This window comes from Allobaculum sp. Allo2 (genome assembly GCF_022701175.1).
Taxonomy (GTDB): Bacteria; Bacillota_I; Bacilli_A; order Erysipelotrichales; family Erysipelotrichaceae; genus Allobaculum; species Allobaculum fili.
This window is the reverse complement of record NZ_CP078088.1, coordinates 681,233-705,632: the sequence shown is the minus strand read 5'-3', so window position 1 is coordinate 705,632 and position 24,400 is coordinate 681,233. Positions and strand designations below refer to the sequence as shown.

27 protein-coding genes, 5 pseudogenes and 1 other annotated feature are annotated in these 24,400 nt (G+C 51.9%); of the genes and pseudogenes, 16 read left to right on the top strand and 16 right to left on the bottom strand.

Translation table 11 applies throughout. The features are described from left to right. Positions 1–511 precede the first annotated feature (511 nt). The gene (locus KWG61_RS04170) at positions 512–1,831 is read left to right on the top strand and encodes a CAP domain-containing protein (RefSeq protein WP_242745038.1); all 1,320 of its coding nucleotides are present in this window, start codon (positions 512–514) and stop codon (positions 1,829–1,831) included. A 221-nt stretch (positions 1,832–2,052) separates the two neighbouring features. Here KWG61_RS04170 and KWG61_RS04165 read toward each other — a convergent pair. From KWG61_RS04165 to KWG61_RS04140, 7 genes and pseudogenes are all read right to left on the bottom strand, one after another. Next, positions 2,053–2,531 (bottom strand): annotated as a pseudogene (locus tag KWG61_RS04165) (S-ribosylhomocysteine lyase). Between the two features lie 121 nt (positions 2,532–2,652). After that, a complete protein-coding gene (locus KWG61_RS04160; RefSeq protein ID WP_242745037.1) occupies positions 2,653–3,381 on the bottom strand; it encodes an HAD hydrolase family protein in 729 nt (242 codons plus the stop codon). Next, complete coding sequence (locus KWG61_RS15940; RefSeq protein ID WP_256460780.1) at positions 3,378–3,503, bottom strand: hypothetical protein; 126 nt, start codon at positions 3,501–3,503, stop codon at positions 3,378–3,380. The genes KWG61_RS04160 and KWG61_RS15940 overlap by 4 nt, the downstream gene beginning before the upstream one ends. Further along, the gene (locus KWG61_RS04155) at positions 3,487–4,032 is read right to left on the bottom strand and encodes an NUDIX domain-containing protein (protein ID WP_242745036.1); all 546 of its coding nucleotides are present in this window, start codon (positions 4,030–4,032) and stop codon (positions 3,487–3,489) included. Before KWG61_RS04155 ends, KWG61_RS15940 begins: the two co-directional genes overlap by 17 nt. A gap of 197 nt (positions 4,033–4,229) precedes the next feature. Then, positions 4,230–4,556, bottom strand: coding sequence for a hypothetical protein (locus KWG61_RS04150; RefSeq protein ID WP_242745035.1), 327 nt, complete (start codon positions 4,554–4,556; stop codon positions 4,230–4,232). Between the two features lie 188 nt (positions 4,557–4,744). Next, positions 4,745–5,245: a hypothetical protein gene (locus KWG61_RS04145; RefSeq protein WP_242745034.1), complete on the bottom strand. Its 501-nt coding sequence runs from the start codon at positions 5,243–5,245 to the stop codon at positions 4,745–4,747. Next, positions 5,242–5,589 carry a hypothetical protein gene (locus KWG61_RS04140; RefSeq protein WP_242745033.1) on the bottom strand — a complete coding sequence of 116 codons (348 nt, stop codon included), beginning with the start codon at positions 5,587–5,589 and terminating at the stop codon, positions 5,242–5,244. Before KWG61_RS04140 ends, KWG61_RS04145 begins: the two co-directional genes overlap by 4 nt. Positions 5,590–6,172: 583 nt before the next feature. Between KWG61_RS04140 and KWG61_RS04135 the strand changes: the two genes are divergently transcribed. From KWG61_RS04135 to KWG61_RS17080, 7 genes and pseudogenes are all read left to right on the top strand, one after another. Then, entirely contained in the window at positions 6,173–6,841 is a 669-nt protein-coding gene (locus tag KWG61_RS04135; protein WP_242745032.1) for an HAD hydrolase family protein, read from the top strand. A 133-nt stretch (positions 6,842–6,974) separates the two neighbouring features. Continuing rightward, positions 6,975–7,460: a nitrilase-related carbon-nitrogen hydrolase gene (locus KWG61_RS04130; protein WP_367614326.1), complete on the top strand. Its 486-nt coding sequence runs from the start codon at positions 6,975–6,977 to the stop codon at positions 7,458–7,460. Then, positions 7,405–7,752, top strand: a pseudogene (locus KWG61_RS04125) (carbon-nitrogen hydrolase family protein); the annotation flags it as partial. The gene KWG61_RS04130 and the pseudogene KWG61_RS04125, both read left to right, overlap by 56 nt. Before the next feature lie 165 nt (positions 7,753–7,917). Then, positions 7,918–8,667 carry a peroxide stress protein YaaA gene (yaaA, locus tag KWG61_RS04120; protein ID WP_230267759.1) on the top strand — a complete coding sequence of 250 codons (750 nt, stop codon included), beginning with the start codon at positions 7,918–7,920 and terminating at the stop codon, positions 8,665–8,667. Between the two features lie 42 nt (positions 8,668–8,709). Then, the gene (locus KWG61_RS04115) at positions 8,710–9,393 is read left to right on the top strand and encodes a GTP pyrophosphokinase family protein (RefSeq protein ID WP_242745029.1); all 684 of its coding nucleotides are present in this window, start codon (positions 8,710–8,712) and stop codon (positions 9,391–9,393) included. Between the two features lie 167 nt (positions 9,394–9,560). Next, positions 9,561–9,911 carry an LOG family protein gene (locus KWG61_RS17085; RefSeq protein ID WP_367614260.1) on the top strand — a complete coding sequence of 117 codons (351 nt, stop codon included), beginning with the start codon at positions 9,561–9,563 and terminating at the stop codon, positions 9,909–9,911. Next, positions 9,824–10,113 (top strand): annotated as a pseudogene (locus KWG61_RS17080) (LOG family protein). The gene KWG61_RS17085 and the pseudogene KWG61_RS17080 overlap by 88 nt, the downstream one beginning before the upstream one ends. A gap of 310 nt (positions 10,114–10,423) precedes the next feature. Here KWG61_RS17080 and KWG61_RS04105 read toward each other — a convergent pair. Beyond that, positions 10,424–11,170: a hypothetical protein gene (locus KWG61_RS04105; RefSeq protein WP_242745027.1), complete on the bottom strand. Its 747-nt coding sequence runs from the start codon at positions 11,168–11,170 to the stop codon at positions 10,424–10,426. A 503-nt stretch (positions 11,171–11,673) separates the two neighbouring features. Here KWG61_RS04105 and KWG61_RS04100 point away from each other — a divergent pair. Beyond that, entirely contained in the window at positions 11,674–11,871 is a 198-nt protein-coding gene (locus tag KWG61_RS04100) for a hypothetical protein (RefSeq protein WP_242745026.1), read from the top strand. A gap of 685 nt (positions 11,872–12,556) precedes the next feature. On the opposite strand, the gene KWG61_RS04095 is transcribed toward KWG61_RS04100, so the two are convergent. The 7 genes and pseudogenes from KWG61_RS04095 to KWG61_RS17070 all read right to left on the bottom strand — a co-directional run bounded on the left by KWG61_RS04095 (position 12,557) and on the right by KWG61_RS17070 (position 19,172). Beyond that, on the bottom strand, positions 12,557–13,561 hold the full coding sequence (locus KWG61_RS04095; protein ID WP_242745025.1) for an SPFH domain-containing protein: 1,005 nt from the start codon (positions 13,559–13,561) through the stop codon (positions 12,557–12,559). A gap of 114 nt (positions 13,562–13,675) precedes the next feature. Next, positions 13,676–14,131 (bottom strand): NfeD family protein, encoded by a 456-nt coding sequence (locus KWG61_RS04090; RefSeq protein ID WP_230267753.1) that lies wholly within the window; start codon positions 14,129–14,131, stop codon positions 13,676–13,678. Between the two features lie 390 nt (positions 14,132–14,521). Continuing rightward, positions 14,522–15,534, bottom strand: a pseudogene (gene leuB / locus KWG61_RS04085) (3-isopropylmalate dehydrogenase). Between the two features lie 283 nt (positions 15,535–15,817). Continuing rightward, a pseudogene (gene leuD, locus KWG61_RS04080) lies at positions 15,818–16,314 on the bottom strand (3-isopropylmalate dehydratase small subunit). Next, positions 16,307–17,608 (bottom strand): 3-isopropylmalate dehydratase large subunit, encoded by a 1,302-nt coding sequence (gene leuC, locus KWG61_RS04075; protein WP_230267750.1) that lies wholly within the window; start codon positions 17,606–17,608, stop codon positions 16,307–16,309. Before leuC ends, leuD begins: the two are co-directional and overlap by 8 nt. A gap of 5 nt (positions 17,609–17,613) precedes the next feature. Continuing rightward, positions 17,614–18,516 (bottom strand): alpha-isopropylmalate synthase regulatory domain-containing protein, encoded by a 903-nt coding sequence (locus KWG61_RS17075; protein WP_367614259.1) that lies wholly within the window; start codon positions 18,514–18,516, stop codon positions 17,614–17,616. Beyond that, positions 18,456–19,172, bottom strand: coding sequence for a hypothetical protein (locus KWG61_RS17070; RefSeq protein WP_367614258.1), 717 nt, complete (start codon positions 19,170–19,172; stop codon positions 18,456–18,458). The genes KWG61_RS17075 and KWG61_RS17070 overlap by 61 nt, the downstream gene beginning before the upstream one ends. A gap of 257 nt (positions 19,173–19,429) precedes the next feature. Beyond that, positions 19,430–19,653 (bottom strand) — a binding site (T-box leader). A 120-nt stretch (positions 19,654–19,773) separates the two neighbouring features. On the opposite strand from KWG61_RS17070, the gene KWG61_RS17065 reads away from it, so the two are divergent. Next, positions 19,774–20,052 (top strand): YigZ family protein, encoded by a 279-nt coding sequence (locus tag KWG61_RS17065; protein ID WP_367614257.1) that lies wholly within the window; start codon positions 19,774–19,776, stop codon positions 20,050–20,052. Positions 20,053–20,668: 616 nt separating this feature from the next. Here the strand turns inward: KWG61_RS17065 and KWG61_RS04060 are convergent. Then, on the bottom strand, positions 20,669–20,878 hold the full coding sequence (locus tag KWG61_RS04060; protein WP_242745023.1) for a hypothetical protein: 210 nt from the start codon (positions 20,876–20,878) through the stop codon (positions 20,669–20,671). A gap of 138 nt (positions 20,879–21,016) precedes the next feature. Here KWG61_RS04060 and KWG61_RS04055 point away from each other — a divergent pair, with 138 nt between their 5' ends. The 6 genes from KWG61_RS04055 to KWG61_RS04030 all read left to right on the top strand — a co-directional run bounded on the left by KWG61_RS04055 (position 21,017) and on the right by KWG61_RS04030 (position 24,165). Continuing rightward, complete coding sequence (locus KWG61_RS04055) at positions 21,017–21,511, top strand: HAD family hydrolase (protein WP_242745022.1); 495 nt, start codon at positions 21,017–21,019, stop codon at positions 21,509–21,511. Positions 21,512–21,848: 337 nt separating this feature from the next. Then, positions 21,849–22,019 carry a hypothetical protein gene (locus KWG61_RS04050; RefSeq protein ID WP_242745021.1) on the top strand — a complete coding sequence of 57 codons (171 nt, stop codon included), beginning with the start codon at positions 21,849–21,851 and terminating at the stop codon, positions 22,017–22,019. Next, the gene (tnpB, locus tag KWG61_RS04045) at positions 21,946–22,233 is read left to right on the top strand and encodes a transposase (protein ID WP_242745020.1); all 288 of its coding nucleotides are present in this window, start codon (positions 21,946–21,948) and stop codon (positions 22,231–22,233) included. Before KWG61_RS04050 ends, tnpB begins: the two co-directional genes overlap by 74 nt. A 92-nt stretch (positions 22,234–22,325) precedes the next feature. After that, positions 22,326–22,769, top strand: a complete 444-nt coding sequence (locus KWG61_RS04040; RefSeq protein WP_242743428.1) for a hypothetical protein — start codon at positions 22,326–22,328, stop codon at positions 22,767–22,769. A gap of 38 nt (positions 22,770–22,807) precedes the next feature. After that, the gene (locus KWG61_RS04035; RefSeq protein WP_242745019.1) at positions 22,808–23,959 is read left to right on the top strand and encodes a transposase; all 1,152 of its coding nucleotides are present in this window, start codon (positions 22,808–22,810) and stop codon (positions 23,957–23,959) included. Then, entirely contained in the window at positions 23,956–24,165 is a 210-nt protein-coding gene (locus tag KWG61_RS04030) for a transposase domain-containing protein (protein ID WP_242744064.1), read from the top strand. Before KWG61_RS04035 ends, KWG61_RS04030 begins: the two co-directional genes overlap by 4 nt. Positions 24,166–24,400: the final 235 nt, after the last annotated feature.

Below are 24,400 nucleotides of genomic sequence, written 5' to 3'. Positions count from 1 at the left end.
ACCAGTCTGAATGCTTCCTTCTCAAAAGAGCGGCCGGTTCTGCCCGGACCCCTTCGATTCCGACTGTTTTTTCAGTCGTCGAAAGGGATCCGGACAGCCTGTCGTTTTCACAGAGCTTTTGAAGATTTTTTCGAGAAAGCTTTCCATCGTCTTTGCGGAAAGCGGACCCGATTTTCCAAATGTACACGGAAAACGTTTTACATCGGAAAAATCCTTTATCCGAATGGATCGGTCTGAAGGGAATTTTCACATGCGCCAGGAGCGTGATCCGATTCCTGTTTTTCTCTTCTGTCTGCCTTTAAACCGGTGGAGTGTTTTTCGTCGGTTCTGACGAGAAATGCTTTTCTCTAATGCGAAGCCGCGATGCCACGCGGTTTTCGATTTGGCGCGATCCGTGTCAGAATAGGCTGGTCAGTCTGCACAGAAGAAACCGTGTATGGCATGAGGCTGGCGTAATGCGGCCGCATGTGCTTTTCCGGTCTCGCCGCATGGCAGAAGCGTCGGATTTACTGTGCAGAAACAAGGAGGAAAAGATGAAGAAAAAATCCAGTCTGCTCTGGTCCTTGCGCTTGTCGGGCTTCTTGGCGCGAGCACGCCCGTCAGCGTGATGGCTAAGGAAAGCGAAGAGTCTGCATCCGCAGAACTTCAGCCGATGCAGCAGGAAAGCAGCGAGACATACATCCTGGACAGCAGCGACGCGTATACCCCGTATGATGAAGACATTCTCCCGGAAATCGCACACGTCAATATCGCGGTTCCCTACGATTCAAAAACGGTCGCCCAGTGGCTGGCACCATACCGGCATCAGGACCCGATGGCCCTGGACGTTCTTGGCTTTTTCATGACGCAGTCGCCGGCAGCCGCCTCGATTCTGGCTTTCGGTCTCGAAAACACGCTTGGCTCGCTGGATGATCCCAACGACACCATCACGCTTCCGCATTTCTGGATGGCGCTCGACTATATTGATCAGTGCAACCAGATTCGGGCTTCGGAAGGTCTTCCAGCTCTTGGCGTAACGTATTCCCTGATGGCCATTTCCATGGTGCAGGCCGACGCGTCCAGCAGTCTCGAAGATCATACCGGTCTTTTTAGTGTGGGCGAAAACCTGAGCTGGGGACAGATCCCCGGCGTTCCGCTTGGCCAGTTCATGAATCCGTTTTACGGCTGGTACACGCTGGAAAAGCCATCCAATGGCGGCCACTATCAGAACATCGTAAACAAGGACTATACCGTCACCGGTTTTGCGGTCGGCACAAACAACCGTACCGGATACCGGTCCGTTTTTGGTCAGGTCTTCCAGTACAGCCCGAACGGCGAACCCGTCTATACGACCGATCAGATCCGCGCGCAGCTGCAGCAGTATGCGCAGAACGCTGTAGAGGGTGCCTATCTTCCAAAGACCCCGGAAAACACGCAGATCATGTTTCGCATGTACAATCCAAACTCCGGCGAACACTTCTATACCGCCGTGCTCAGAGAGCGCAACGCGCTGATTGAAGCCGGCTGGTGGTATGAAGGCATCGGCTGGCTGGCCGCCAGCAGCGGCAAGCCGGTTTATCGTCTCTACAACGAAAACGCGGGCGATCATCACTACACGATGAGCGAAAAGGAAAGAAATTTCCTCATCACGCAGGGATGGAAAGACGAAAAGATCGGCTGGTATTCTCCGGAAAATACGGAAAACGCGCAGCCGCTTTACCGGGCCTACAATCCAAACGCGAAAGCCGGCTCCCATAACTACACCGCCAGCAGGCGCGAACAGGACTTCCTGACTGCTAACGGCTGGAAAGACGAAGGCATTGCCTGGTACGGCATTCCGTTCGCGGACTAAACGGTCTTTCGCTTTTCCGTATTCTCGATAAACCTCTCGCCTGCCCGTTTCGAGCGCTCGAAACGGACAGGCTTTTCCTGCTTAAAACTTACGTCATCCAATGGGCCATACAAAACAAAAAGGAAACGACGGACCCGCTTTGCCTGTACACGGCTGTGCGAGGGAATCGTTTCCTTTTCTCTGTTCGATTTTCCTTATTCGTTTTTCCGGAAAGCCGGGGTCTAGACTTCTTCGCGCTCGAAGGCGTTGCTGGAAATGCCCTGTGCGAGAATGCGGGTCGCCCAGGCTTTGGCGCCCTCAAGCGAATGTTCCCTATAGTTGCCGCACTCCTTGCGGTGCAGACCCGGAACCTGATCGATGGTCGTTTCCGTCACCTGTTCGAGCGCTTTTTCAGCGCCCTGGCCGCTTCTTCGCTCGTCGGTTCGCCCCAGACGAGCAGATGGAAGCCGGTGCGGCATCCGTAAGGCGAGCAGTCGATATAGCCGTCGAACTGAGGACGGAGGTATTTGGCGAGCAGATGCTCAAGCGTGTGGAGCGACGCGTTGTCGATAAAATCGAGGTTTGGCTGCGTAAGACGAACGTCAAAATTGGAAATGACATCGCCTTTCGGACCGGTTTCGGTGCCGATCAGCCGAACGTAAGGCGCGATCACCTTGTCGTGATCGAGCGTAAAGCTTTCAATGGTATCTTCCTTTTTCATAACAGTAATCCTTATTCCTTTGTGTATGTCCAATGTGTATGTCCAAATCTTCAGGAAAGAAGTCCTGCATGGGCAATTCAGAATTGTGCAGTCTGCTTCCGTGTTTCGATCCAGACGGGGTTTATTTCGATGACTCCGGCTTGTCCGGCTGCAGGGGAGGCTGGGTGAGAATGTACTTTTCCATGAACACCGCCGTACCGTCGTGCCGGTTGGAGGCGGTGACGTATTTCGCGGCTTCTTTTATGGCCGGCAGCGCATTGGCCATGGCCACGCCGACCGTTCCCGCTAACATTTCCAGATCGTTATTGTCATTGCCAAACGTCACGACTTCATCCAGCGAACAGCCAAAGCGCTCGCACGCCTTTTTGACGCCTTCCAGCTTGGAAAGCTGCGGATGAACAAATTCCAGCAAAAACGGTCCGGAGCGAAATACGCGGGCGGTTTTCAGGCGGGCCGGCTCGCCGCTTTTCAAATAGCGGGAAATGGTCCAGGGCATGCCGACGGCCATGAATTTCAGACTGTTTCGCAGCAGCCAGTCGGGTCTGACTTTGTGAAAGCTCAGCCGGTTGCGTCTGGCCATCTGGCGTACGATCGGATTGTCGGCTGTTGAATACAGCCCGTCTCCATGATATTCCGCCATCGCCAGACGATAGCCTTTTAAAGATTCCATGACCGGCGCGATCGCTTCGGGCGTCAGCCAGTCGGTTTCTTCGATGCTTCCGGTCGCCGAATCCATATACATCGCGCCGTTAAAGCCGATCACAAAATCCACATCCTGATCGATCCCCCACAAAGCGAGCATCGTTTTGAGCGCCACCGCCGAACGGCCGGAGCAGATGCCAAATTTCACGCCGCGATTTCGCAGCGCGCATATGGCGTCCTTGTTTCGATCCGTAATTTTTTCGTGCTGTAGAGCAGCGTGCCATCCAGATCGCAGACGACCATTCGGATCGGCTTATTCAGTTTTTCCATGTATGACCTCCTGAGATCTGTGCATTCCGAAATGAAGCGGGATATCTTCCTTTTTCAGAATTTTGAGCGTGCGTTTTAAAAACGGAAGAAAAGCGGAAGGAATTGAGCAGTTTGCGCAGGCGCTTTCCAGCCGCAGAAAATCCGTCTGTTTTTCCGTTTCGACAAGCACGCCTTCCATGCACCATTCGCGGTGGCTGAACAGATGGCGGTGTTCGCCAAGCGGCTGTTCAGACAAAACGGGATCCGGCTTTTCTTCGTCAAACTGATACAGTCCCGCAAGCAGGCCCGACGCCGGACGCTTGCGCAGATGAATCCAGATCGACCCGTCCGCGTCTTTCGCATACCATACGTACACTGTAAATTTTTCCTGCGGCCTTGCAGCTTTCTGCTTGGGAACGGGAAGACGCAGAGGATTTTCGCTGCGGCCGCTTACGCAGTCCGGATAAAGCGGACAGTCCGCACAGCGCGCGGCTTTCGGCGTACAGATCAGAGCGCCCAGTTCCATCAGCGCCTGATTCCATAAGGGCATCCATTTTTCTTCGGGCAGATCGGCCTGGACGCGCTTTTCGAGTCCTTTGCGGTTTCTGGCGATCGAAAAATCGTCTTCAAGGCCGTAATAACGGGCGTAGACGCGGATGACGTTTCCATCGATGGCACTGACGCGCTCGCCATAGGCAATCGATGCGATGGCGCCGGCGGTATAGTCGCCGATGCCCGGCAGAGCTTTCAGTTCCGCCTTCGTTTTTGGAAGCTTTCCGTCATAGCAGTCGACGCAAAGCCGCGCCGCTTTTTCAGATTGCGAGCTCTCGAATAGTAGCCCAGGCCCTGCCAGAGCTTCATCAATTCATCGTCATCGGCGTCGGCAAGCTTTTCGATGGAGTCGTAGGCGTTCATAAAGCGCTCGTACGCGCCAAGTATGGCCTCAATGCGGGTCTGCTGCGCCATGATTTCGGAAACCCAGATTCGATACGGGTCCCGGTTGCAGCGAAACGGAAGTTCGCGGTGATTGTTTTTGTACCATTCCAGCAGGGCATTCTGATTCATGGCTCCCATTATAGAAAATCCGCCGTATCTCCTCAAACGGCTCCCCATAGGACTCCTGCCCGATCGTACGCATCGGAATATGTCCGCTGCTTTCGGCCTTCGTCCTGTGAAAAAGGAACCGCGCGGGTTCCTTTTCTTTTCATCGGTTTTCCAGTGTTGCCGTCTTTGGCGTCTCGTCTTGCCTGTACGCTTTTGTCTTAGAGCAGCTGCAGGCTGACAAACTGCGCGTTTCCGGTCACAACCACATTTTCTTCGTTGGCCGGAATCAGAACGGCTGTGCCAGCCTGGGCGTGAATGACTTCGTCTTTCTGGCTGATCACGGCTTCGCCGCCGATCAGAAGCAGAATCTGATAGCTCTCATCCGTTGTGGAAAGAACGATCGAGCCGTCGAGTTCGCATTTATCGATTTTAAAAACGGACGTGTAGCCGATCAGCGAATTTTTCGCCTGACCGTCCTTCACGTAAAACGTCTTGCCCTCATCGGCGATTTTCGGCTGGGTGCCGTCGCCTTTAAGCAGCGAACTGAACATGAGCACAAACGCCGGTGCGGTCAGGACCAGAGTCAGACCCGGATTAAACGCGAACACGCTGCCCGGCTCGGTCGGCCACGCCAGAAAATCGTTCTGAAGGGAAGCCGGTTCAAAACCCGCGTGATCGCCCGGAAGACTCAGGGCTTCTGTCTTATTGAAATAGATCACTTGTTCAGCCGGCGCTTCCATCGTATAGACGATCGCTTCGTTTTCTTCGTTGTTGATGATGACCGAGCCGTCCTGGGGCGCGCTGATTTTTCGATTTCAAACGGGACATACAAATACGGTCTGGACTTCTTGCCCAGCGTCTTTTCGTCCTGGCGGGAATACCAGTCGTAAACGGAAAGACCCGCCAGCTCGGTATTCACGAGAATCGAAGACGTTTCCGGCGTACCGGAAAACAGGAAAAAGGCCTGTTCATCCAGATTCTGACGGCTGACGCTCAGCAGTCTTGCGTCCTTGGCTGCACTCGATTCCACAACCGACTGCGGGGCACACTTATAAATTGCCATTGTGAATTTTCTTCCTTCCTCCGGCTATAGCCTTCTCTCTTGCGCAGGTCACGCTGCCGGACTTTGTTTCGGGAATCCGCTCGGATCGCGTGTTTCACTTCCCGATTTTTCTTACTGGTTTCAGTTTAATCCGCTCCCTGCCCCACTCTGGCGCCATTGCCTGTTCAATCGCAGAGTTTTTCCTCGAAAGGCCTCGTTTGAAAGATCCTGTCTGGGAATGCGTCGGTTTCTGGATTCTTTTGAACCCAAGCGTTTTGGTTTGCGTGCGTATTCCGGTACGCTTTTTCTATCGTTAGATCGGCTTGTCGAAACGCAGGCGGCCTGCCGCCTTTTTCGGCCACAGCCATCTATACAAAAATCAGAATCGAATCATCCATTCGAATCCATGAAAAAGGAGGTCCTCGTTTATGACCCGTCCAAATCCCGATTTCAATTCTCTGTCTGTACCCGATTCTTCCCAGCGCAAAATTCCCGCAGATGTGCGCGCCGTCTTCTTTGATATTGACGACACGTTTTTCAGCCATCGTCTGGGCCGTATTCCCGAAGGCTATCTGGAGATGGTCCAGAAACTGAGAAAACAGGGGTGTTCTGCGCGCTGTGCACCGCCCGCTCGCTTGAGCTTTCCGAAATCCTGCTCGGGCCCCAGAACGGACTGTGGGACGGGGTTGTCGCTGGAAACGGCGCCTGCGTCTATGACGAAAATCAGAACGTTCTCTTCTGCAAGACGCTTGATCCGCATACGATCGAAGCGCTGATCGAGACCGGGCGAAAACATGATGCCGGATTTTTCGTTTCCGGAAGCCAGGCGTTCGTCTTTGATAACGCAAAGTATTATCAGCCAAAACTCGACTCCATCCATACGCCCGTACTGCCGCGTCACGCGTGGACTCCCGAGCAGTCCCTGAGCGTAATTTCCATGTGCGTGCCCGATCCGCTTGCCCTGCGAAAGGAGCTGGACGCTCTGGATGGTCTGTTCGTGCACTATACGAAATATTCCGCAGACATTTCCCGCGACGATCTATCCAAGTTTGAAGGCATTTCCCGGCTCATGAAGCACTGGAATCTGCCCGAGCACGCCTATGCGGCCTTTGGCGATTCCTTCAACGATCTCGACATGCTCGACAACGCCGCCTGTCCGGTGGCCATGGCCGAAGGCGAACAGACCGCGCTCGATCGCTATCCGGCCCATACCCCGCCCGTCGAAGAAGGCGGCATTGCCACCTGGATGAAAGCGCAGGGGTGGATCGAATGAAAGCCGCCATTGCGCAGATCGAAGTCACCGACGATCTCGAAACCAATCTTTCTAAAGCGCTCGTTCAGATCGAACAGGCGGCCGCTTTGGGCGCCGATCTGATTCTTTTGGTGAACTCTGGAATACGCCCTTTATTCACGAAAACATCCGGGCCCACGCCCACGACAGCAAAGTCATTCTTCCTGCCTTTTCCAGAGCGGCCAGAGAAAACGGCATCTGGATTCTTGCGGGCACCATTCCGCTTTTTCATGAAGACAAAAACAGAAGCGGCGGCGAAAAATCGCTCTACAACACGTGTCTGGTCTTTAACGATCAGGGCGAAATCGTCGCCCAAGCCGACAAGCTGCATCTTCTGGAAGTGCATACCCGAAAAAACGACTACAGAGAATCGGAAGTTTTACTCCCGGCGATGCGCTCGTTCGCTTTGCGAGCCCGTGGGGAAATATCGCTATTGCGATCTGTTTTGACGTCCGCTTTCCGGAAGTCTGCCGCCTGCTTTGCGAAGACTGCTTTTTACTGGCGGTGTGCGCCGGCTTTAACGTCCATGCCGGCAAAAGCACTGGGCGCCGCTGATCCAGACGCGGGCGATGGAAAACGAAGTGTTCGTGCTGGCTGCTAATCCGGCCCACGCGGACTATGGATCGTACCAGAGCTACGGCCATTCCATGGCCGTGTCGCCCGACGGTCAGATTCTCGCTGCTCTCAATGGCGAAGAAGGTCTGCTTCTGGTCGACATCGATCCAGACCAGGTCCAGAAAATCCGGCACCGCTCCCCGTTCTGGTCTTTGCGACGGCTGGATCTCTACGATCTGCAGGCTAAGGGAAATGTCCTGCAGACCATAGGATTCAAGTCGGAAAAACGCCAGCGGACCACTGAGCGTCCGGCCTGTTCTGCCCGGCAAAAAGCGTAAAACAAAAGGAGCTGTCCCAAGAGCGAAGCAAATGCCGCGCCAGAGACAGCCCCTTTGTCCTATCCTGATCTTTTCGGGTCTGTACGCGCAGCCTGCACTTCTTTTGCGGTCCTGGCCTTTCGGGATTGAGGCATACAGCCTGCCGATTTTCCCTATAATAGAGACGTGAAAATTATTCTCTCTCCCGCGAAAAAGATGAAAGTTCGCGACGACCACGAATTTGAATTAACAAGACCTGCGTTTCTGCCCGAACACGATCAGCTCAGTCGCCTTTTGCAGGCGATGAGCCGCGACGAGCTGCAGGCGCTCTACGGCTGTTCCGAGCGCACGCTTGAACCCGTCTATCAGGCGCTTCTGCAGGAAAAAGAAGGCATTGTCCCTTTGAAAACGCCCGCGCTGCTTGCCTATGACGGCATCGCCTTTACGTACATGGCTCCCGGCGTCTTTGAAGACGCGCAATGGACTTACGTGCAGGCGCATGTGCGCATTCTCAGCGCGCTGTATGGCGTACTTCGCCCGCTCGATGGCATTACGCCCTATCGTCTGGAAATGGCCCAGCAGATTCCGGCCCTTGGCCAGAGTCTTTACGCCTTCTGGGGCGATCGGCTGGCCAGTGCGCTGGAAGACGAGACCGTGATCAACCTGGCATCCAAGGAATATTCCCGCGCCGTCAGTCCGTATATTCGTCTGATTGACGTTCACTTTTATGAAGAAGACGAAAAGGGAAAGCGGCGCGAAAAAGGCGTCTATGCCAAAATAGCCCGCGGCCAGATGGTCCGCTTTCTCGCCGACCGACAGGCAGAAGAGCCGGATGTCATGAAAGACTTTGACGAAATGGGCTACGCGTATGACGCGGCCTCTTCCGATGCGAACTGTTTTAATTTTGTCCGAAAGGAGGACAGTCATGGAAAGTGAAAACGAAAAGAGGAATGGAACGACAGAAGCTGGAAACAGCTGATGGAAACCTGCCTCAAGACGCACGACTACATTCTCCGCTCTGTCCTGAACCTCAAATACGATCTCGAACGCAACCGCAATCACTCGCTGATCCGCTCGATCAGCGGCCGCTTGAAAACGATGGACAGCCTGTCCGCCAAACTGCAGCGGCTAGGCTATGAAGTCACGGTAAAAGACGCGGCCGAAGTGCTGCACGATATTGTGGGCATTCGAATCGTCTGTTCCTATCTCAACGATATTTACTCCGCGATTGAGCGCCTGCAGACGCTCGACCGCATCCAGATCACGGAAATCAAGGATTACGTCGCGCATCCAAAACCTTCGGGCTATCGCTCGGTCCATGTGATCGGACTGTGCGATATTACCGGAGAGAACATTCAGTTTGAAATCCAGCTGCGCACGACCGCCATGGATTCCTGGGCAGCGCTCGAACACCAGATGCGCTATAAGAAGGATCTTCCCGAAAGCACCTTCGTCAACCAGGAACTTTACGAATGCGCGCAGATGCTTTTTGAAACGGACTGCCGCATGCAGACGATTCACAGCTATCTGCACGACCGGCGCGCCGCGCAAAATCTCGAAATGGAAGCGGCGATTGAAGACGAGGAAACCGAAACGGACATCGTGACCGACGGCCATCTGGCTGCAGACACCGATCCCGTTTCTTCTACCTCCAAAGCCTGAGCCCCTTTCGACGTTTCAAACTTTCAAATTTCCGGCAGAGTTGTCGATTTGTCACCGGATTTGCGGCGGACTGTTCTTTTGAAGGCTTTGCATTTTGCAGCAAAGCCGGATTATTTATTTATTCATTTCAAACAAAACCATTCTCATTCAGACAGGAGGGATACGTTATGCGTACTCCAGGAATTTGCGTATACGGCGGCTCGAGCAACGCCGTCGATCAGAAATATTTAGATGCAGCTTTTGAAATTGGTGCGGGCATTGCTTCGCGCGGCTGGATGTTAGTCAACGGAGCCGGCGATACCGGCATGATGGGCGCGGCGACCCGCGGCTGTCTCAGCAAAAACGGCCAGACGATTGGTATTGCCCCGTATTTTTCCAGCAGCCCGGCGTTCTTTTTGAAGAAGGCAAGGATACCGTCTTTACGCGCACGATGCGTGAGCGCAAGGCGTTCATGGAATCGCTGTCGACCGCCTTTATCGTTACGCCAGGCGGCATCGGCACGCTCGAAGAATTTTTGAAATCATCACGCTCAAGCAGCTTGGCCAGCTTAACGCGCCGCTGATCATTCTCAACCTTGATCACTACTACGATTCCCTGTTTGCGGCTATGCACGACATGGAAAAAGCCGGTTTCATTCACGAATCGGTTTTCTCGCTCTGTGAAATCGCCGACAGCGTCGAACAGACGTTCGAAATTCTCGACCGCGATCTTGCCCGCTAGTTCGAATTTAAAAATTTTATATGCATCAGCCGCTTTCCTTGCGGCTGATTTTTTATTTTCAGGCCATCCAGAATCCGTAACGGGAAAGAAAACGGGCATCGAGCCCGCCTTTTCGGATGTCTTTTTGCGGACGATTCTTCGACCGCTCTGTCCGACGCTTCGCTTGGAGCGTCTTCTGCTGGAGAAGCGGAATAAGAAAAGCACAGAGAACTTCGTGACTGTTGTGAAGTTCTCTGTGCAAAAGTCTGTTTCATGAGCTGTTTTTGTTTTCCTCTCCAGCTGCAAAGACCGTAAGAGCGCAGTTCAAAACCTATTCGGGTAAAGCGGGTAAAGGCAGATCGTCTTTTGGAAGACGGTCCGCAGAAGACGTATAAAACGCGATGCCTTCCTCTTTCCATCCCTGCGCTGCGAGCCACGCATATTCCGCTTTGTCCGTGGTGAAATGATGCGCTCCGCTTTTGGCATTCGGATTATAGAGACGATATACCGGAATCTGATCTTCACTATCCGCGTTCAGCACCGTGCCGTCCAGCAGCCAGCCCTGTTTTTCCAGGTAGTCTGCCTCTTTCTTTTCCTGCGTATAGTGATGATCGCCCGCATTTGGATTGTACAGGCGGTAGATCGGAGCGCTCGAATCGGCCGCATTCAGCCAGCTGATCGACTCATAACTCCAGCCCGCCTGCGCGAGTACCGTCTTTTCGTTGAGATCGGATGTGTACAGATGTTCCCCTGTATTTGGGTTGTACAGGCGGTAGACCGAACCGATTCCAGAAATATAGATGGCTACGCTCTCCACGGTCTCGGGGCGGATATCTTTCCAGTCGGGATCCTGCTTCTTCAGCGCTTCAATCGATTCCGCGGAATACTGCCAGTCCGCCGTAACATAGGCAACGCCTTCCTTTTTGCGCTCCAGTTGCCTTCTTCGCTGACATCCAGTAAATCCGGCGTCAGCGAGCGAAGTTCGATTTTTCCGGTCGGCTGAACATTGCCGATCTTCAAAAATCGGTCTGAAACGTCCCGGTCTGCCCTGGCTGGACATAGCGAAAATCATCCGCATTCCGAAACTCCACCTTGCCTATACTGGTCTGCGTTTTTGCATAGAGGCTTGCGGGCAAGAACGCGGCTGTGACAGCGCTGAGCAGTACGGCTTTTCCCAGGCTTTTCGTTTTGTGATTCATGACATTTTCCTCCAGATGAACGACAAAAACAGACAGCGTTTTCTGCCTTTTCGCCTGCAGGAATCGGATCGTCCTGTTTCTGAGCGGATCCGTCCTGTTTCTGAGCGGATCCGTCCTGAAAAAGACGAGCTTTGACTGCCGTTTTTCATTCGGTAAGCGATCGTCTAAATCTGTATCGCTAGTTTGAGAATACTATGCGTCTTTTGTAACTGCCAGTTTTTTTGTCGTATTTGTCCGGTAAGGATACAAACCTCTGCGACGGATGCAGATTCGATCGGAAGGAATTCTCCAGAAAGAGAGAGCCGTTTCTCTTTCCTGTCTGCCCCTCTTTCTCACATCCTCTTCCTTGCATCGATCTGTTTTTTGAGGAGAAGGCAATGCCTTGGGCGCATCCTTCTTTGTCTCGATTGCTGATCTGGTTTGTGCGGGAAAAGAGCGTTTTCCTGGCAAAGCATCCGGATGGTTTTCTCGAACCGAATCCCTTTTCGAGCAAAAACGCGAATACGAAACCGTCCAGGGAGTCTTTCGGATCGTGTTTTCCGGTATTTTACCGGGCACTTTTTGTTTGATTTTCCAATGATTTTCCATTTACCTTTCCCATTTTCCGCTTTGTTTCCCTCTTGTTTTCACCGTGTTTTCCTAGTTTTACTTTTATTTTACCTTTTAGTTGTCTTTTTAAAATCGGTACTAATTCTCACAATTCCGGATAGTCATTTGCACTTTTTAAAATATTTTTAAGAAATCGAACTAGTTTGTACTGTTTTTTATCCCGGGGAAACGGTAACATTGTTAAAATGTGCAAACTTTTTAGTTTTCTTTTGTTGTGTGCATTGATTATATCTTGTGCTGAACGTAATCTATAACCGTAAAGATTTTAGTAAACAACTGCCCACGTTTACTAAATGACATTACCTGTTTTTGGCTCCGATCGAACAAAAGCAGCAGCCGGATTCATGTACCGTTCATAATCCCTTCATACCGTCATGAAACGGCTTCTAAACATCACGTCACGCTTTACAGCCGCACTCTGCATCTTCCCTTCATTTTCCCCTATCATTCCCAATTATTCTTTCTCATCCGGGCTTTCCCCCTTCGCCCGACGGCAGCCCGATTCCTCTTTTGGGAAGCGTGCAGAAAATCCGCTCTCATTTCCCCCTCTTTTCGGAGCGCGGATTTATTGAATTTAGACAGAAAAGCACAGACAGCCTCGTCACCTGTCTGTGCTTTTCTGTTTCTTCCTTTTCCCTTTCGTTTCGCTTTAGACATTAGAAAGACCGTCGTCTTTGCGGGACGACGGTCTGCTGGATTTGTGAATGAAATGCGGCTTTACGCTTTGGCGCTGTCGCTTCCCTCTGGATCCGGTTTGGATACGGCGGAAACGATGCCCTGAGCCAGAGCTGCTGCTCCTGAATTTCGGAAGGAATGATAATTTTGGTGGCTTTGCCGTCGGCAGCTTTTTCAAACGCTTCGAGCGCCTTGAGGCGAAGCACTTCATCGGTAATGCCGCTTTCGGCTAAGTAGCGCAGACCTTCTGCGGTCGCTTTCTGTACCGCCTTGATGGCTTCGGCTTTACCCAGCGCTTCTTCTACCATCGCCTTGCGGGAAGCCTGCGCTTCAAGAATGGCCGCTTCCTGGCGTCCCTGGGCAACGAGAATCGTCGATTCCTTTTCCCCTTCGGCACGCAAAATCTTTTCACGGCGTTCCCGCTCGGCTTTCATCTGCTTTTCCATGGCTTCCTGAATCGACTGCGGCGGCATGATGTTTTTCAGCTCGACGCGGTTGATTTTGATGCCCCACGGATCGGTAGCTTCATCCAGCGTAGCGCGCATTTTGGTATTGATATCATCACGGGAAGTGAGTGTCCGGTCGAGATCCATTTCACCGATAATGTTTCGCAGCGTTGTCGCAGTCAGATTTTCGATCGCGCTCATCGGGTTTTCCACCCCGTACGTAAACAGTTTTGGATCCGTAATCTGGAAGTAGATCACGGTATCGATGTGCATCGTGACGTTGTCTTTCGTAATGACAGCCTGCGGCGGGAAGTCCGCTACCTGTTCCTTGAGATCGACTTTGTTTGCGATTTTATCGATCACCGGAATCTTGAAGTGAAGACCGACGTCCCAGGTTTCGAGATACGTTCCCAGCCGCTGAATGACATAGGCATGGGCCTGCGGAACGATCCGCACGATGCTCTGGACCAGACCGGTCAGCACGAGCAGAGCGACGATGACGAGAATGACAATTGTGATCAGTTTAAAAATTGCGGGCATACAGCGATTTCCTTTCGTATACGAGAATTCCTTACAGTCTCTTTTTCACTGCCCTTTCGGGATCAGCTTTATTTCTGTTTTTCGATATCCTTTGCGTCTTTAGACAGCCTGGACTCATTCTTTCGTGCCCGGCGGTGTCTGCAGCGGCTCGACTTCAAGCGTAACGCCATGAAGACGCAGCGTTCGAACCAGACTTCCGGCTTCGACGGCGGAAGAACACGATGCTTTCCAGTCCCGGCCTTCCACAAGTACGCGTCCATCCTGGCTGGGACGAATCGTCTCGGTTACCCGTCCCGTCTTGCCCAGATACACCTGCGCGCCGTCCGGTTCGGGCTGAAAGTGAAATGCACGGATCAGCCGGCGATGAATCAGAACAAAGGAAAGAACGGAAACCAGCGCAAACAGAAGAATCTGCAGCCAGAGAGCGGCGTGAAGCAGAGCAGCAAGTGCGGCGACGCCAGCGCCGATCGCAAACCAGCAGCTGACCATGGAAACGGTCATGGCTTCTACAATTCCGAAGAGAACCGCCAGAGCGCCCCAGATCCAGGGCATCATTTCCAGAAAATCCATGCATCCTTCCTCCTTTTTGATCTCGATAGTTCGATTATATCGACGGGCTATCTTTCCAGAAGGACTTAAGAATAATTTCATCGCTTCTTAGTGATTCCTTTTTCCTTTGACAAAAAGAATCCCGCATTTATTCCTTGTTTTTCCCGTTCCTTAAACCGGTGCACAAAGAAGCGCAGGCTGTGCAGAAAAGCGGTCTTCAGCCGGCACTTTCCCAGCAGGGAAAAGGCCGAGTGAAAACCGCTTCTGACTGTTCTATATAGTTTTGATAGTTTTGGAATTTTTGGCTATATCCCTGGGGATGGATTTGCGATTTGACTGGGATATCCTTTCCCTCCCAAATCCGGCCTGGCGACCGACTGACCGGTAAAGCCGCTGAGTACAGTAAAAAATTCAGTCAGCGAGTTCTTCGAGCAGCGCATCTGTCATTTCGCGGGTGCCGACCTGCGTCATACCCTCGCTCATCATATCGGCTGTACGCAGCCCTTTATTGAGCACCGCTTCGACGCCCTTTTCGATGGCGGACGCTTCTTCTTCCATGCCAAAGGAATAGCGAAGCATCATGGCGGCGGAGAGAATGCACGCCAGCGGATTCACGAGGTTCTTTCCCGCAATGTCGGGAGCCGACCCGTGGATCGGCTCATAAAGGCCCCGTGTGCCTTCGCCAAGCGAGGACGAGGGGATCATGCCGATCGAGCCGGTAATTTCGGACGCTTCATCGGAAAGGATGTCGCCAAACATGTTTTCGGTGACGATCGTATCGAACTGCGCGGGATTTTTGCAGATCTGCATGGCCGCGTTGTCCACAAACATCACATCGAAATCCACTTCCGGATAGTCTTTTGCCAGATCGTACAGAACGGCTCTCCAGAGCCGGGACGTATCGAGGACATTGGCTTTATCGACCAGGGTAAGCTTTTTGTTTCGCTTCATGGCCGTTTCAAAACCGACTTTGCCGATGCGGCGGATTTCGTTTTCATCGTATGGCATGAGATCGAGCGCCTGACGGACGCCGTTCACTTCTTTTGTGGTGTGTTCGCCAAAGTAGACACCGCCGGTCAGTTCGCGCACGATGACAAAATCGATGCCCTGATCAGTAATTTCCTTTTGAGCGGGGACGCGTCGGCCAGCTGCGGCCAGATTTTCGCCGGGCGCAGGTTTGAGAACAGGCCCATGCCCTTGCGCAGAGCCAGCAGGCCTTTTTCCGGCCGTTTGTCTCCCGGCAGACCTTCCCACTTTGGACCTCCGACGGCACCGAGCAGGACTGCATCCGCCGCAAGGCATTTGTCGAGTTCGCTTTGCGGGAGCGGTTCGCCAAACTGGTCAATGGCGTCGCCGCCCATGGCGATTGGCACATACGTCCATTCGTGATTGTATTTTTCGGCAATTCGATCGAGTACGCGCAGCGTCTGTTCGACGATTTCGCGCGACGAACAGTCGCCGCGAATGACACCGATGGTTTTTTCATGGTTTTTCTCTCCGTATTTCGGTTTTTCTCTTTTAACGCTTTGTTTTATATTGCTTTGTTTTTAACGGTTCGTTTTCAGCGTTTTGTCTTTCTGTGACTTCGCAGATTCAGAATTCTGTATCTCTGAACGTTTCTTTTGCCGCGTGAAATCCAGAGATGCATATTTCTCTATTTTCTGAGTTTCTGATCGCTTCGATGGACGGCTGAACCGATCTTTCCAATCAGTCTTTTTCCATCTGCCGCAAATAGTTCATCCAGCCGCCCTGACTGATGATGGCCTGAATGAATTCTGGAAACGGCTGGGCTTTCCAGCTTTTGTTCTGCGTTTTGTCGGTAATCGTTCCCGTCGCGAAATCGACTTCGATTTCATCGCCGGCCTGGATCTGGTTCGCAGCTTCTTCACACTCAAGAATCGGCAGCCCGATATTGATGGCGTTGCGGTAAAAATGCGCGCGAAGGATTTCGCGATGACGCAGGAGATGCCGGCCGTTTTAATCGCCAGCGGCGCGTGTTCACGGCTCGAACCGCAGCCAAAGTTCCATCCCGCGGTAATCAGATCGCCGGCTTTTACCTTTTGCGTAAAGCTGGGATCAATATCTTCCATGCAGTGTTCAGCAAGCGCCTGTGCATCCGGAGTATTGAGATAGCGGGCGGGAATGATGACGTCCGTATCGACGTTGTCAGGATAAAGAAAGGTTTTTCCGCAGGCATTATTCATGAGCGTTGTCCTCCATATCGTCATTCGAATTCAGATCCGGATTTCTCGGATCGGTAATAGATCCAGTCAGGGCGCTGGCGGCGGCGGTGTAGGGCGAAGCGAGGTACACCTCGGAAGTGACATCGCCCATGCGGCCGACAAAGTTTCGGTTGGTGGTGGAAATGCAGCGTTCACCTGGAGCAAGAATGCCCATGTAGCCGCCCAGACACGGACCGCAGGTCGGCGTTGAAACGACAGCGCCGGCTTCAATGAACGCCATCAGATAGCCGTTGGCGATGCACTGCTTGTAAATGTCCATGGTCGCCGGAATGATGATGCAGCGAACACCGTTCGCAACATGACGGCCCTTGAGAATTTCATACGCCGCGTCCATATCTTCCATGCGGCCGTTGGTGCAGCTGCCGATGACAACCTGATCGATCTGAACTTCCCCAGACTCGCTTGCCGGCCGGGTATTTTCCGGCAGGTGCGGCCAGGCCACAACCGGAACGAGCTGATCGAGATCGATTTCGATCGTCTGCTCATAGACGGCATCCGGATCGGCTTCAAAAATAACGGGATTCGCGGCGCCGTGTTCTTTGAGATAGGCGATCGTTTTTTCATCCACGGGGAAAATGCCGTTTTTGGCGCCGGCTTCAATGGCCATATTGCAGATGCAGAGGCGATCGTCCATGGAAAGCGACTGCACGCCCTCGCCCGTGAATTCGAGCGATTTGTAGAGCGCGCCGTCTACACCGATCTGGCCGATCAGCGAAAGGATTACATCCTTGCCGGATACGTACCGGGGCAGCTTTCCCTTCAGGACGACCTGAATAGCGGAAGGCACTTTAAACCACGCCTTACCAGTGGCCATGCCGGCGGCCATATCGGTTGAACCGACGCCGGTCGAAAACGCGCCGAGCGCACCGTATGTACACGTATGGGAATCGGCACCGATCAGGCAGTCGCCCGCGGTTACTCGTCCCTGTTCCGGAAGCAGGGCGTGTTCAATACCCATCTTGCCGACATCGTAAAAGTGGGAAATTTCATGTTTTTTACAAAAGGAACGGCACGCAGCGGACTGCTTGGCAGCCTTGATGTCCTTATTGGGGACGAAATGATCGAGTACAATGTTGATTTTTTCCGGATCGTATACAGAATCAAATCCGGCTTTTTCAAATTCGGCAATAGCTACCGGGGTCGTAATGTCGTTGCCCAGCACGCCTGTCAGATCCGCTAAAATCAGCTGGCCGGCTTCAACGGAATCGAGACGGGCATGGCTGGCCAGAATTTTCTGGGTCATGGTCATGGCCATAAAGTTCAGTCTCCTCTTCTTCGCTCATGCGAGCGCTTCTTTTCCTCTTGAATAAAGCGATTGTTCAGCGCAGAGGCGAGGGCGAGAATTCCGGCGAAAATGATATCGGAATCCGTGCCCGCGCCCCATGTGCGGCTGCCGTCCGGCCAGAGCAGACCGACATAGCAGGCAGCGCTGGCGGAAGAATTATTGGAAAGGGAATGTTCGGTATACGTTTCGAGCGTGTATTCCAGACTCGTTCCGCCCTTGATGGCGTTGTTGACCGCGTTCAGGCGGCCGTTTCCGGAGGCGTACCATTCGACTTCCTCGCCCTGATAAATGGCCGAGACGATCGCCTTGAGCGTCTTGCCCTGAATGAAGTGCGCTTCGTGAATATCGAAAGCCGGAGCAGCAAGATTGAGATACGCCGACTGGAAAATTTCGAAAATTTCATCCGGCTTCAGTTCGGAATGGTGGCGGTCCGAAATATCCTTCACTTTATAGCCGAAGTCTTCGCGCATTTTCGGCGGCAGATTGTAGCCGTAGCGCGTTTCGAGAATATAGCCGATGCCGCCTTTTCCGGACTGCGAATTCACACGGATGACATCCGCGTCGTATGTGCGGGAAAGATCCTGCGGATCGATCGGCAAGTAAGGAACGGTCCAGCGGCCTTCGGGATCTTCTTCCTTGCATTTCATGCCTTTGGCAATTGCATCCTGATGGCTTCCCGAGAACGCTGCGAAGACGAGCGAACCCGCATAAGGCTGCCGGTCATGCACATGCATGCGCGTCAGGCGTTCATACGTTTCGACGATTTCCGGCATATTGGAAAAATCGAGGCCCGGATCCACGCCCAGAACGAGCATGTTCATCGCCAGCGTAATCGCATCGACGTTTCCGGTGCGTTCCCCGTTTCCAAAAGGCAGCATTCCACGCGCTGAGCACCGGCGAGCAGGGCCAGTTCCGTATCGGCGACGCCGGTTCCGCGGTCGTTATGCGGATGCGTGGAAAGAATAATGGACTGACGGTTATGGAGGCGGTCGGAGCAGTACTCAATCTGGTTGGCGTATACGTGCGGAAGCGACATTTCGACTGTAACGGGCAGATTGATGATCATCGGCCGATCGGGTGTCGGCTCCATAATGTCGATTACGGCATTGCAGACGTCGAGCGCAAAGTCCGGTTCGGTTCCGGTAAAGGATTCCGGCGAATATTCAAACAGGAAATTGCCGTCGTATTCCTGGGAAAGCTGCTTGACCAGACGGGCACCGTCCAGCGCGATTTCCTTAATTTCCTCCATGGACTTTTTGAAGACCTGTTCGCGCTGCGCTTTCGAAGTCGAATTATAAAAATGAACCACCGCTTTCGGAGCACCCTGAATGGCTTCAAACGTCTTTCGAATTATGTGTTCCCGGCACTGGGTGAGCACCTGAATGGTGACATCGTCCGGAATGAGATCCTGCTCGATCAGCGTGCGCAGAAATTCATATTCGGTCTGACTTGCGGCCGGAAAGCCGACTTCGATTTCCTTGAAGCCGATGTCGCAGAGCAGCTTGAAAAATTCCAGTTTTTCTTCCAGGGACATGGGCACGATCAGCGCCTGGTTGCCGTCGCGCAGATCGACGGAGCACCAGAACGGCGCCTTGTCCGGATGATCTTTTCTGACCCAGCGGTATTCGCTGGTCTTTGGGGAAAGTACCCCGGTGAATACTTGTTCGCGTTCATGTAATATCCTCTTTTCTGTTCAGTACGATGAAAATGCAGCCTCTGAGCGTGTGCAAAACGGACAGTCTGTGGTCGCAGAAACGGCGAATATCGAAAAAAACGTCTCCTTTCCCAGGGAAAAGAGACGGAATGATCCGCGGTACCACTCTTCTTGCTGCCAGTGCGGCAGCCGCTTAGCGATCCATCAATCGCTTTCTTCTGTAACGGGAATACCCGGAAAGAATTACTGCATTCACTCTTTCAGCTCGAAGGGAGTATGCCATCATTGTTCTGCGGTCTTTCATCAGCCGGCCGCTTTCTGCAAGAATTCCTGATGGTTTGGTCCTTGTCAGTGCTTTTTGAACGTGTTTTCATTCTAAAAGAGGGGCAAAAAGCCTGTCAACGACTTATGAAAATTGATGAAAATCCATGAAAATAATGTGTGAATTATTCAGAAAGGAAGCTTATGGTCCTCAAAGAAGATGTTGAATTCCGCGAAGAAATCAAAAAAGCCGTTTTATTACCCTCCTTCACCGGGTAAAAACGATGCCGGAAGCCCGGGAGTTCATCGCGCAGATCAAAAGGAATACCCGGATGCGACGCACTGCTGCAGCGCCGTAAAAATCGGCGCGCTCACCCATTCCAGCGACGACGGCGAACCCGCTGGAACAGCCGGAAGACCAATGCTGGATGTGCTGCGAAACAGCGAAGCCGATGAAATCTGCGCCGTGGTCATCCGCTATTTTGGCGGTACGCTTTAGGGCAAAGGCGGCCTGGTCCGCGCCTATTCGGGAGGCGTTGCCAATGGGCTCAAAGAAGCTTCCTTTCTGGAAGCGAAAACCTTTACGCTCTACGAACTGCAGACCGGCTACGATCTGGCCGGAAAAGTCGAATCCTGGCTGCATCAGAGCGGCGTTCTCGAACTGCAGGCGGATTACGGCTCAATGGCTGTATTTACCTTTTAAGCGACCAGAATATGGAAAAGGAAGCTGCGGACCGTTTTTCCGGATCCATCACGATCCAGAAGCGCTGCAGCGTAACGCGCGAGTGCTGAGATTCAGGTCTCCAAACGCGAAAAATGTCAAAAACGCGCCTTATTTTGTCAAGACGCGATTAGAAAAGAAGTGTCTTGCGAACCCGGTTGTGTAAGCGGTTCGCCCCGACACGGAAATTGCACATATTTTGTCTGCTTTTGACAGAACCTCACTGGTATTCTGTATGCATGAACGGAAAGGAGCATCTCTATGTCATTTGTACTTACCACTCTTCTGATCACACTTGCTTTAGTCTTTTTGGAAGTATCCTGCTTCCGCTGCTGCCCTTCCTGCTGATTTTTGGATTCCTCAGCCTGCTGTTCCGTCGGCCGACCGTTCGCGTCTATACCCGTTCATTCCAGATGCCGACCGACAGTACATTTAACAGCTTCAGCCGCGAAAGAATCCGCGCATCGAATCGGGCGCCGACTCCATCCACTCGGATTCCAACGGCGATATCATCGATGCGGAATATACAGAAACCGATCTTTAATCCAATCCAATTTAAAAACTGAACCGGGCCGTCTTCTTTACGAAGACGGCCCTTTTTCATACGCTGCTGCGCTATATGTTCATGCGCTAAATATGGATCTTTTTCGCCAAAATTCTTTCCTTATCTCAAAAGTATCGGCCGGCCAGTAAGAATATCCATAATAACGAAAAGGCCGTCGGCGGACGGCAGGAGGACTTCATGAACGAAAACAATCCATCCAATCGGATTCTCACCTTCGACTGCTATGGGACGCTTCTCAATCTGGACAGCGTCGATCAGGCGCTTGCTCAAATTGCCCGCGCAAATCAGCTGGATCCCCAAAAAGCCTGCGACTATTACAGCCGCTATGAAGATCGGCTCATGTATGGCGAAACTTTTCGCCCATTTGAGTCGCTCGTACGCGAAATTCTCAGCTATGTCGATTTTGAACTGAGCGCGCAAGTCTTTCAGACACAGGCGGAACGGATCCTGCAGGCGTATCGTGAAGCGGAGCCTTTTGAAGAGGTAAAAGAGAGTCTGGCTAAACTTCATGCGCAGGGATGGACCATCGTCCTGATGTCCAATACTTACGATTCTTTAATGCGTCATCATCTGCAAAAGCTTGGCAGTTCGATTGACCACGTGCTTCTGGCGGATCAGGTACACGCATATAAACCGCAGCTCGTCTTTTTGAAGAAGCCGAAAAGGCTTTGAATCTCAAAAGCAACACGCACATTCACATTGCCGCCGGCTACTGGTGGGATATGATTCCCGCTGGAAAAATGCGCTGGCCCGCCATTTGGGTCGATCGCAAAAATCATGCACTGTACGCTCGCAGGAAGATGGCCTTAAAAAGTTTGCTCCCTTCGTGAGCTTCCCAGCCTTCTGGAAACCTTCAGTTAGAACACAGCAATTTGCGCGCCGACAGCGATTCGAATTCATTTCGTTCGAACACAGCTCCTGTCCATTTTGAATGTAAGCGTCAAATAAAAGACGGGTATTTTCTCGACCGCCTCCTTGGGATAATTCCTTTATTCAAGGAGGCTTTTTCATGGAATCAATCATCCCTGCAATCGATCTCGGTATCGATTTCTCCAAAGTTAAAAACATCTATCTGGCTCAGATGCCTGCTGACCTTCGCAAAGGAATTGACGGTTACGTCCCCTGGTTCAAGGACCTCTCGCTCTGGATCCGCTGGATGGATCCCTCTTTTCTTCGTTAATCGACAGAAGAACAAGATCAAAGGTATCCTTCGTGACGGAAATGGATTCTGGCTTGTTTATAAGCGACTCTCCAGATCTTCCCTTCAGTGGCCTGTCAGCACTGACCAGTCCGACTTCATGCGAATTGACTGTTCGCAGCTGGCCTCTCTGCTTTCCGGTCTGTCGATTGTTCCCCAGCCGGCATTTCTGCCACGAACTTATAAGTACGTTTAAACCAATTTAAAAGGATGATTTTCTTGAAGGAATATCAAGATAAATCATCCCATTTACTTTATCTATCGCTCTAAATATGTTAAATTTAATACATGAATGTGCCGAACCCTTACCAGACAATCCGCAACGAGCTCCTCGAAGATCTTCATCATCAGATCAGCACCATGACGGAAGAAGAGAAAGACAAATTTATTGAGGATATGTACCTGGATCTCTATTTCGCTAAAGAAATCAATAAAGCCGTGAAAAGCGGCCGCTTTGGTCCTTCTACGGAAAAGATGGTTCCCTTGAAACTGGATTACTCTGAAAACGAGGACGGCGGCCCAGATATCAATATTCTGAATAAACAGCTGGCTCAGCTTGATCTGAAAGCCGATGTTTGTTTTAACCGGGCTGCGAAATATCAGGAAGAGGGAGACCGCTATCGTAAAGAAGCTGAAGATTTAAAGCTCAGTTCTGTTGAAGGAAGCAAGAAAAACCTTCCACCAAGTGCAGAAAGCAGGAAGCGGTCAAAGAAACCACTACCTTCAGTGTAGAAGGGGAAAAGCGCATTTGCCCAGTTTGCGGCTGTGAGATGAAAACTGTTGGAATGAAACGTCACTATAGGATTCATCGGATTCCCGCTCGCTATAGGCTGGAAGAAGTGCTGCGTGAGACAGTCGCGTGCCCAAACAAGTGTACGGATGAAAACGGGAAAGCCATCATCCGCACCGCCGAACCTGACGAGCCTGCACTGATCGACAAGAGTGTCGCAACTTCCTCTATGGTCGCGGGAATTGCCTACGATAAGTTCGTAATGGGAACCCCGGCCTATCGTCAGGAAAAGCACCTGAGTCTCACGGGACTGCCGATCAGCCGTCAGACCATGGGCAACATCCTGGAAAAAACTTACGATCTTTATCTGAAGCCACTCGTAAAACAAATGATTGAGGATCTCCCAAACTGTAACGTCGTCCATATGGATGAGACGGTTTTAAAGTGCACGGAGGTTAAAGATCGAAAACAGTCTTCTATGGTTGTCGCCGTCAGCGGAATCTATGAAGAGAACCAGATGGCTGTCTATAAGTTTTTCCCTTACAAGAAACAGGAGTTCGTAATCGCCCTCCTTGGCGGTTCTTTTCGTCATGCCCTTATGACAGACGGGCTTTATGCATATGCCAGCTACTATGTCCCCTGCAGAAAGCTCAACTGTATGGCCCATGCGAGAAGAAAGATCTTCGAAGCCATCAAAGTCCGGTCAGACTTCGCGCAGTATCAGGCAGACGTCCTGAAGTGGGAAAAGACCACACTGGAGAACGACGAAGAGGCCGCAGAAGCGGCAGCCCAGCTGGACGAAACAGAGAGACCCGAACCAAGTCCGGGTCTCCAGATTCTGCTCACAGCCCTGTCTCTGTTCGGGAAGCTCTACCACATCGAATCCCACGTTGCTTCTTACTCGCACGAGGCGAGAACCGAAGTTCGGCAGGAACTTTCAAAGCCCTGCTTTGAAAGACTCACAAGAGTCATGATGGAGATTCAGAGTGGATTCGAGGAAAGAAGCACCGCCTACAGAGCAGCCAAGTACTTCATGGATCGAGCGAACTCGTTGGGAAGGTACCTGGAAGACGGTGATTATCCGATCGACAATAATGTGGCAGAAAGAGCCGTAAAGCCATTCGTGATCAATCGCAAAACTTCCAGACTACGAAGAGTATCAAAGGTGCGGAAGTCGTCGCAGCGTTTATGACTTTGTTTCGATCGGCTGAAATGAACGACTTAAATCCAGAGCGCTACATGGAGTACGTTCTGGATGAACTCAAATGGTTCAAAGACGATGAAATCGCGGTAGATGTATTGAAGTCACTTCTGCCGTATTCAAAGGATTTACCTGAATATCTTCGAATTGGATACCGTGGACCGGATCCGAAGTATGAAGAAAACGATGAAGAATAAAAAATACGCCAAGCGGGATCTCGAAAGGGATCCCGTTTAGCGTATCTAATATTCAGTCTCGCGTATACCCGTCGATTGTTTGACACTTACTTTTGAATGACGAGAAATGTTCAGAGTGCGCAGCGCCTAAACGATACGAAAAAGGCGGTTTCATCGAATTTCAGAAACGTTCGACGAAGCCGTCTTTTCGCAGTTTGAAGAATACAGAGGAACGTCTGAGAATCGCTCTCCCCTT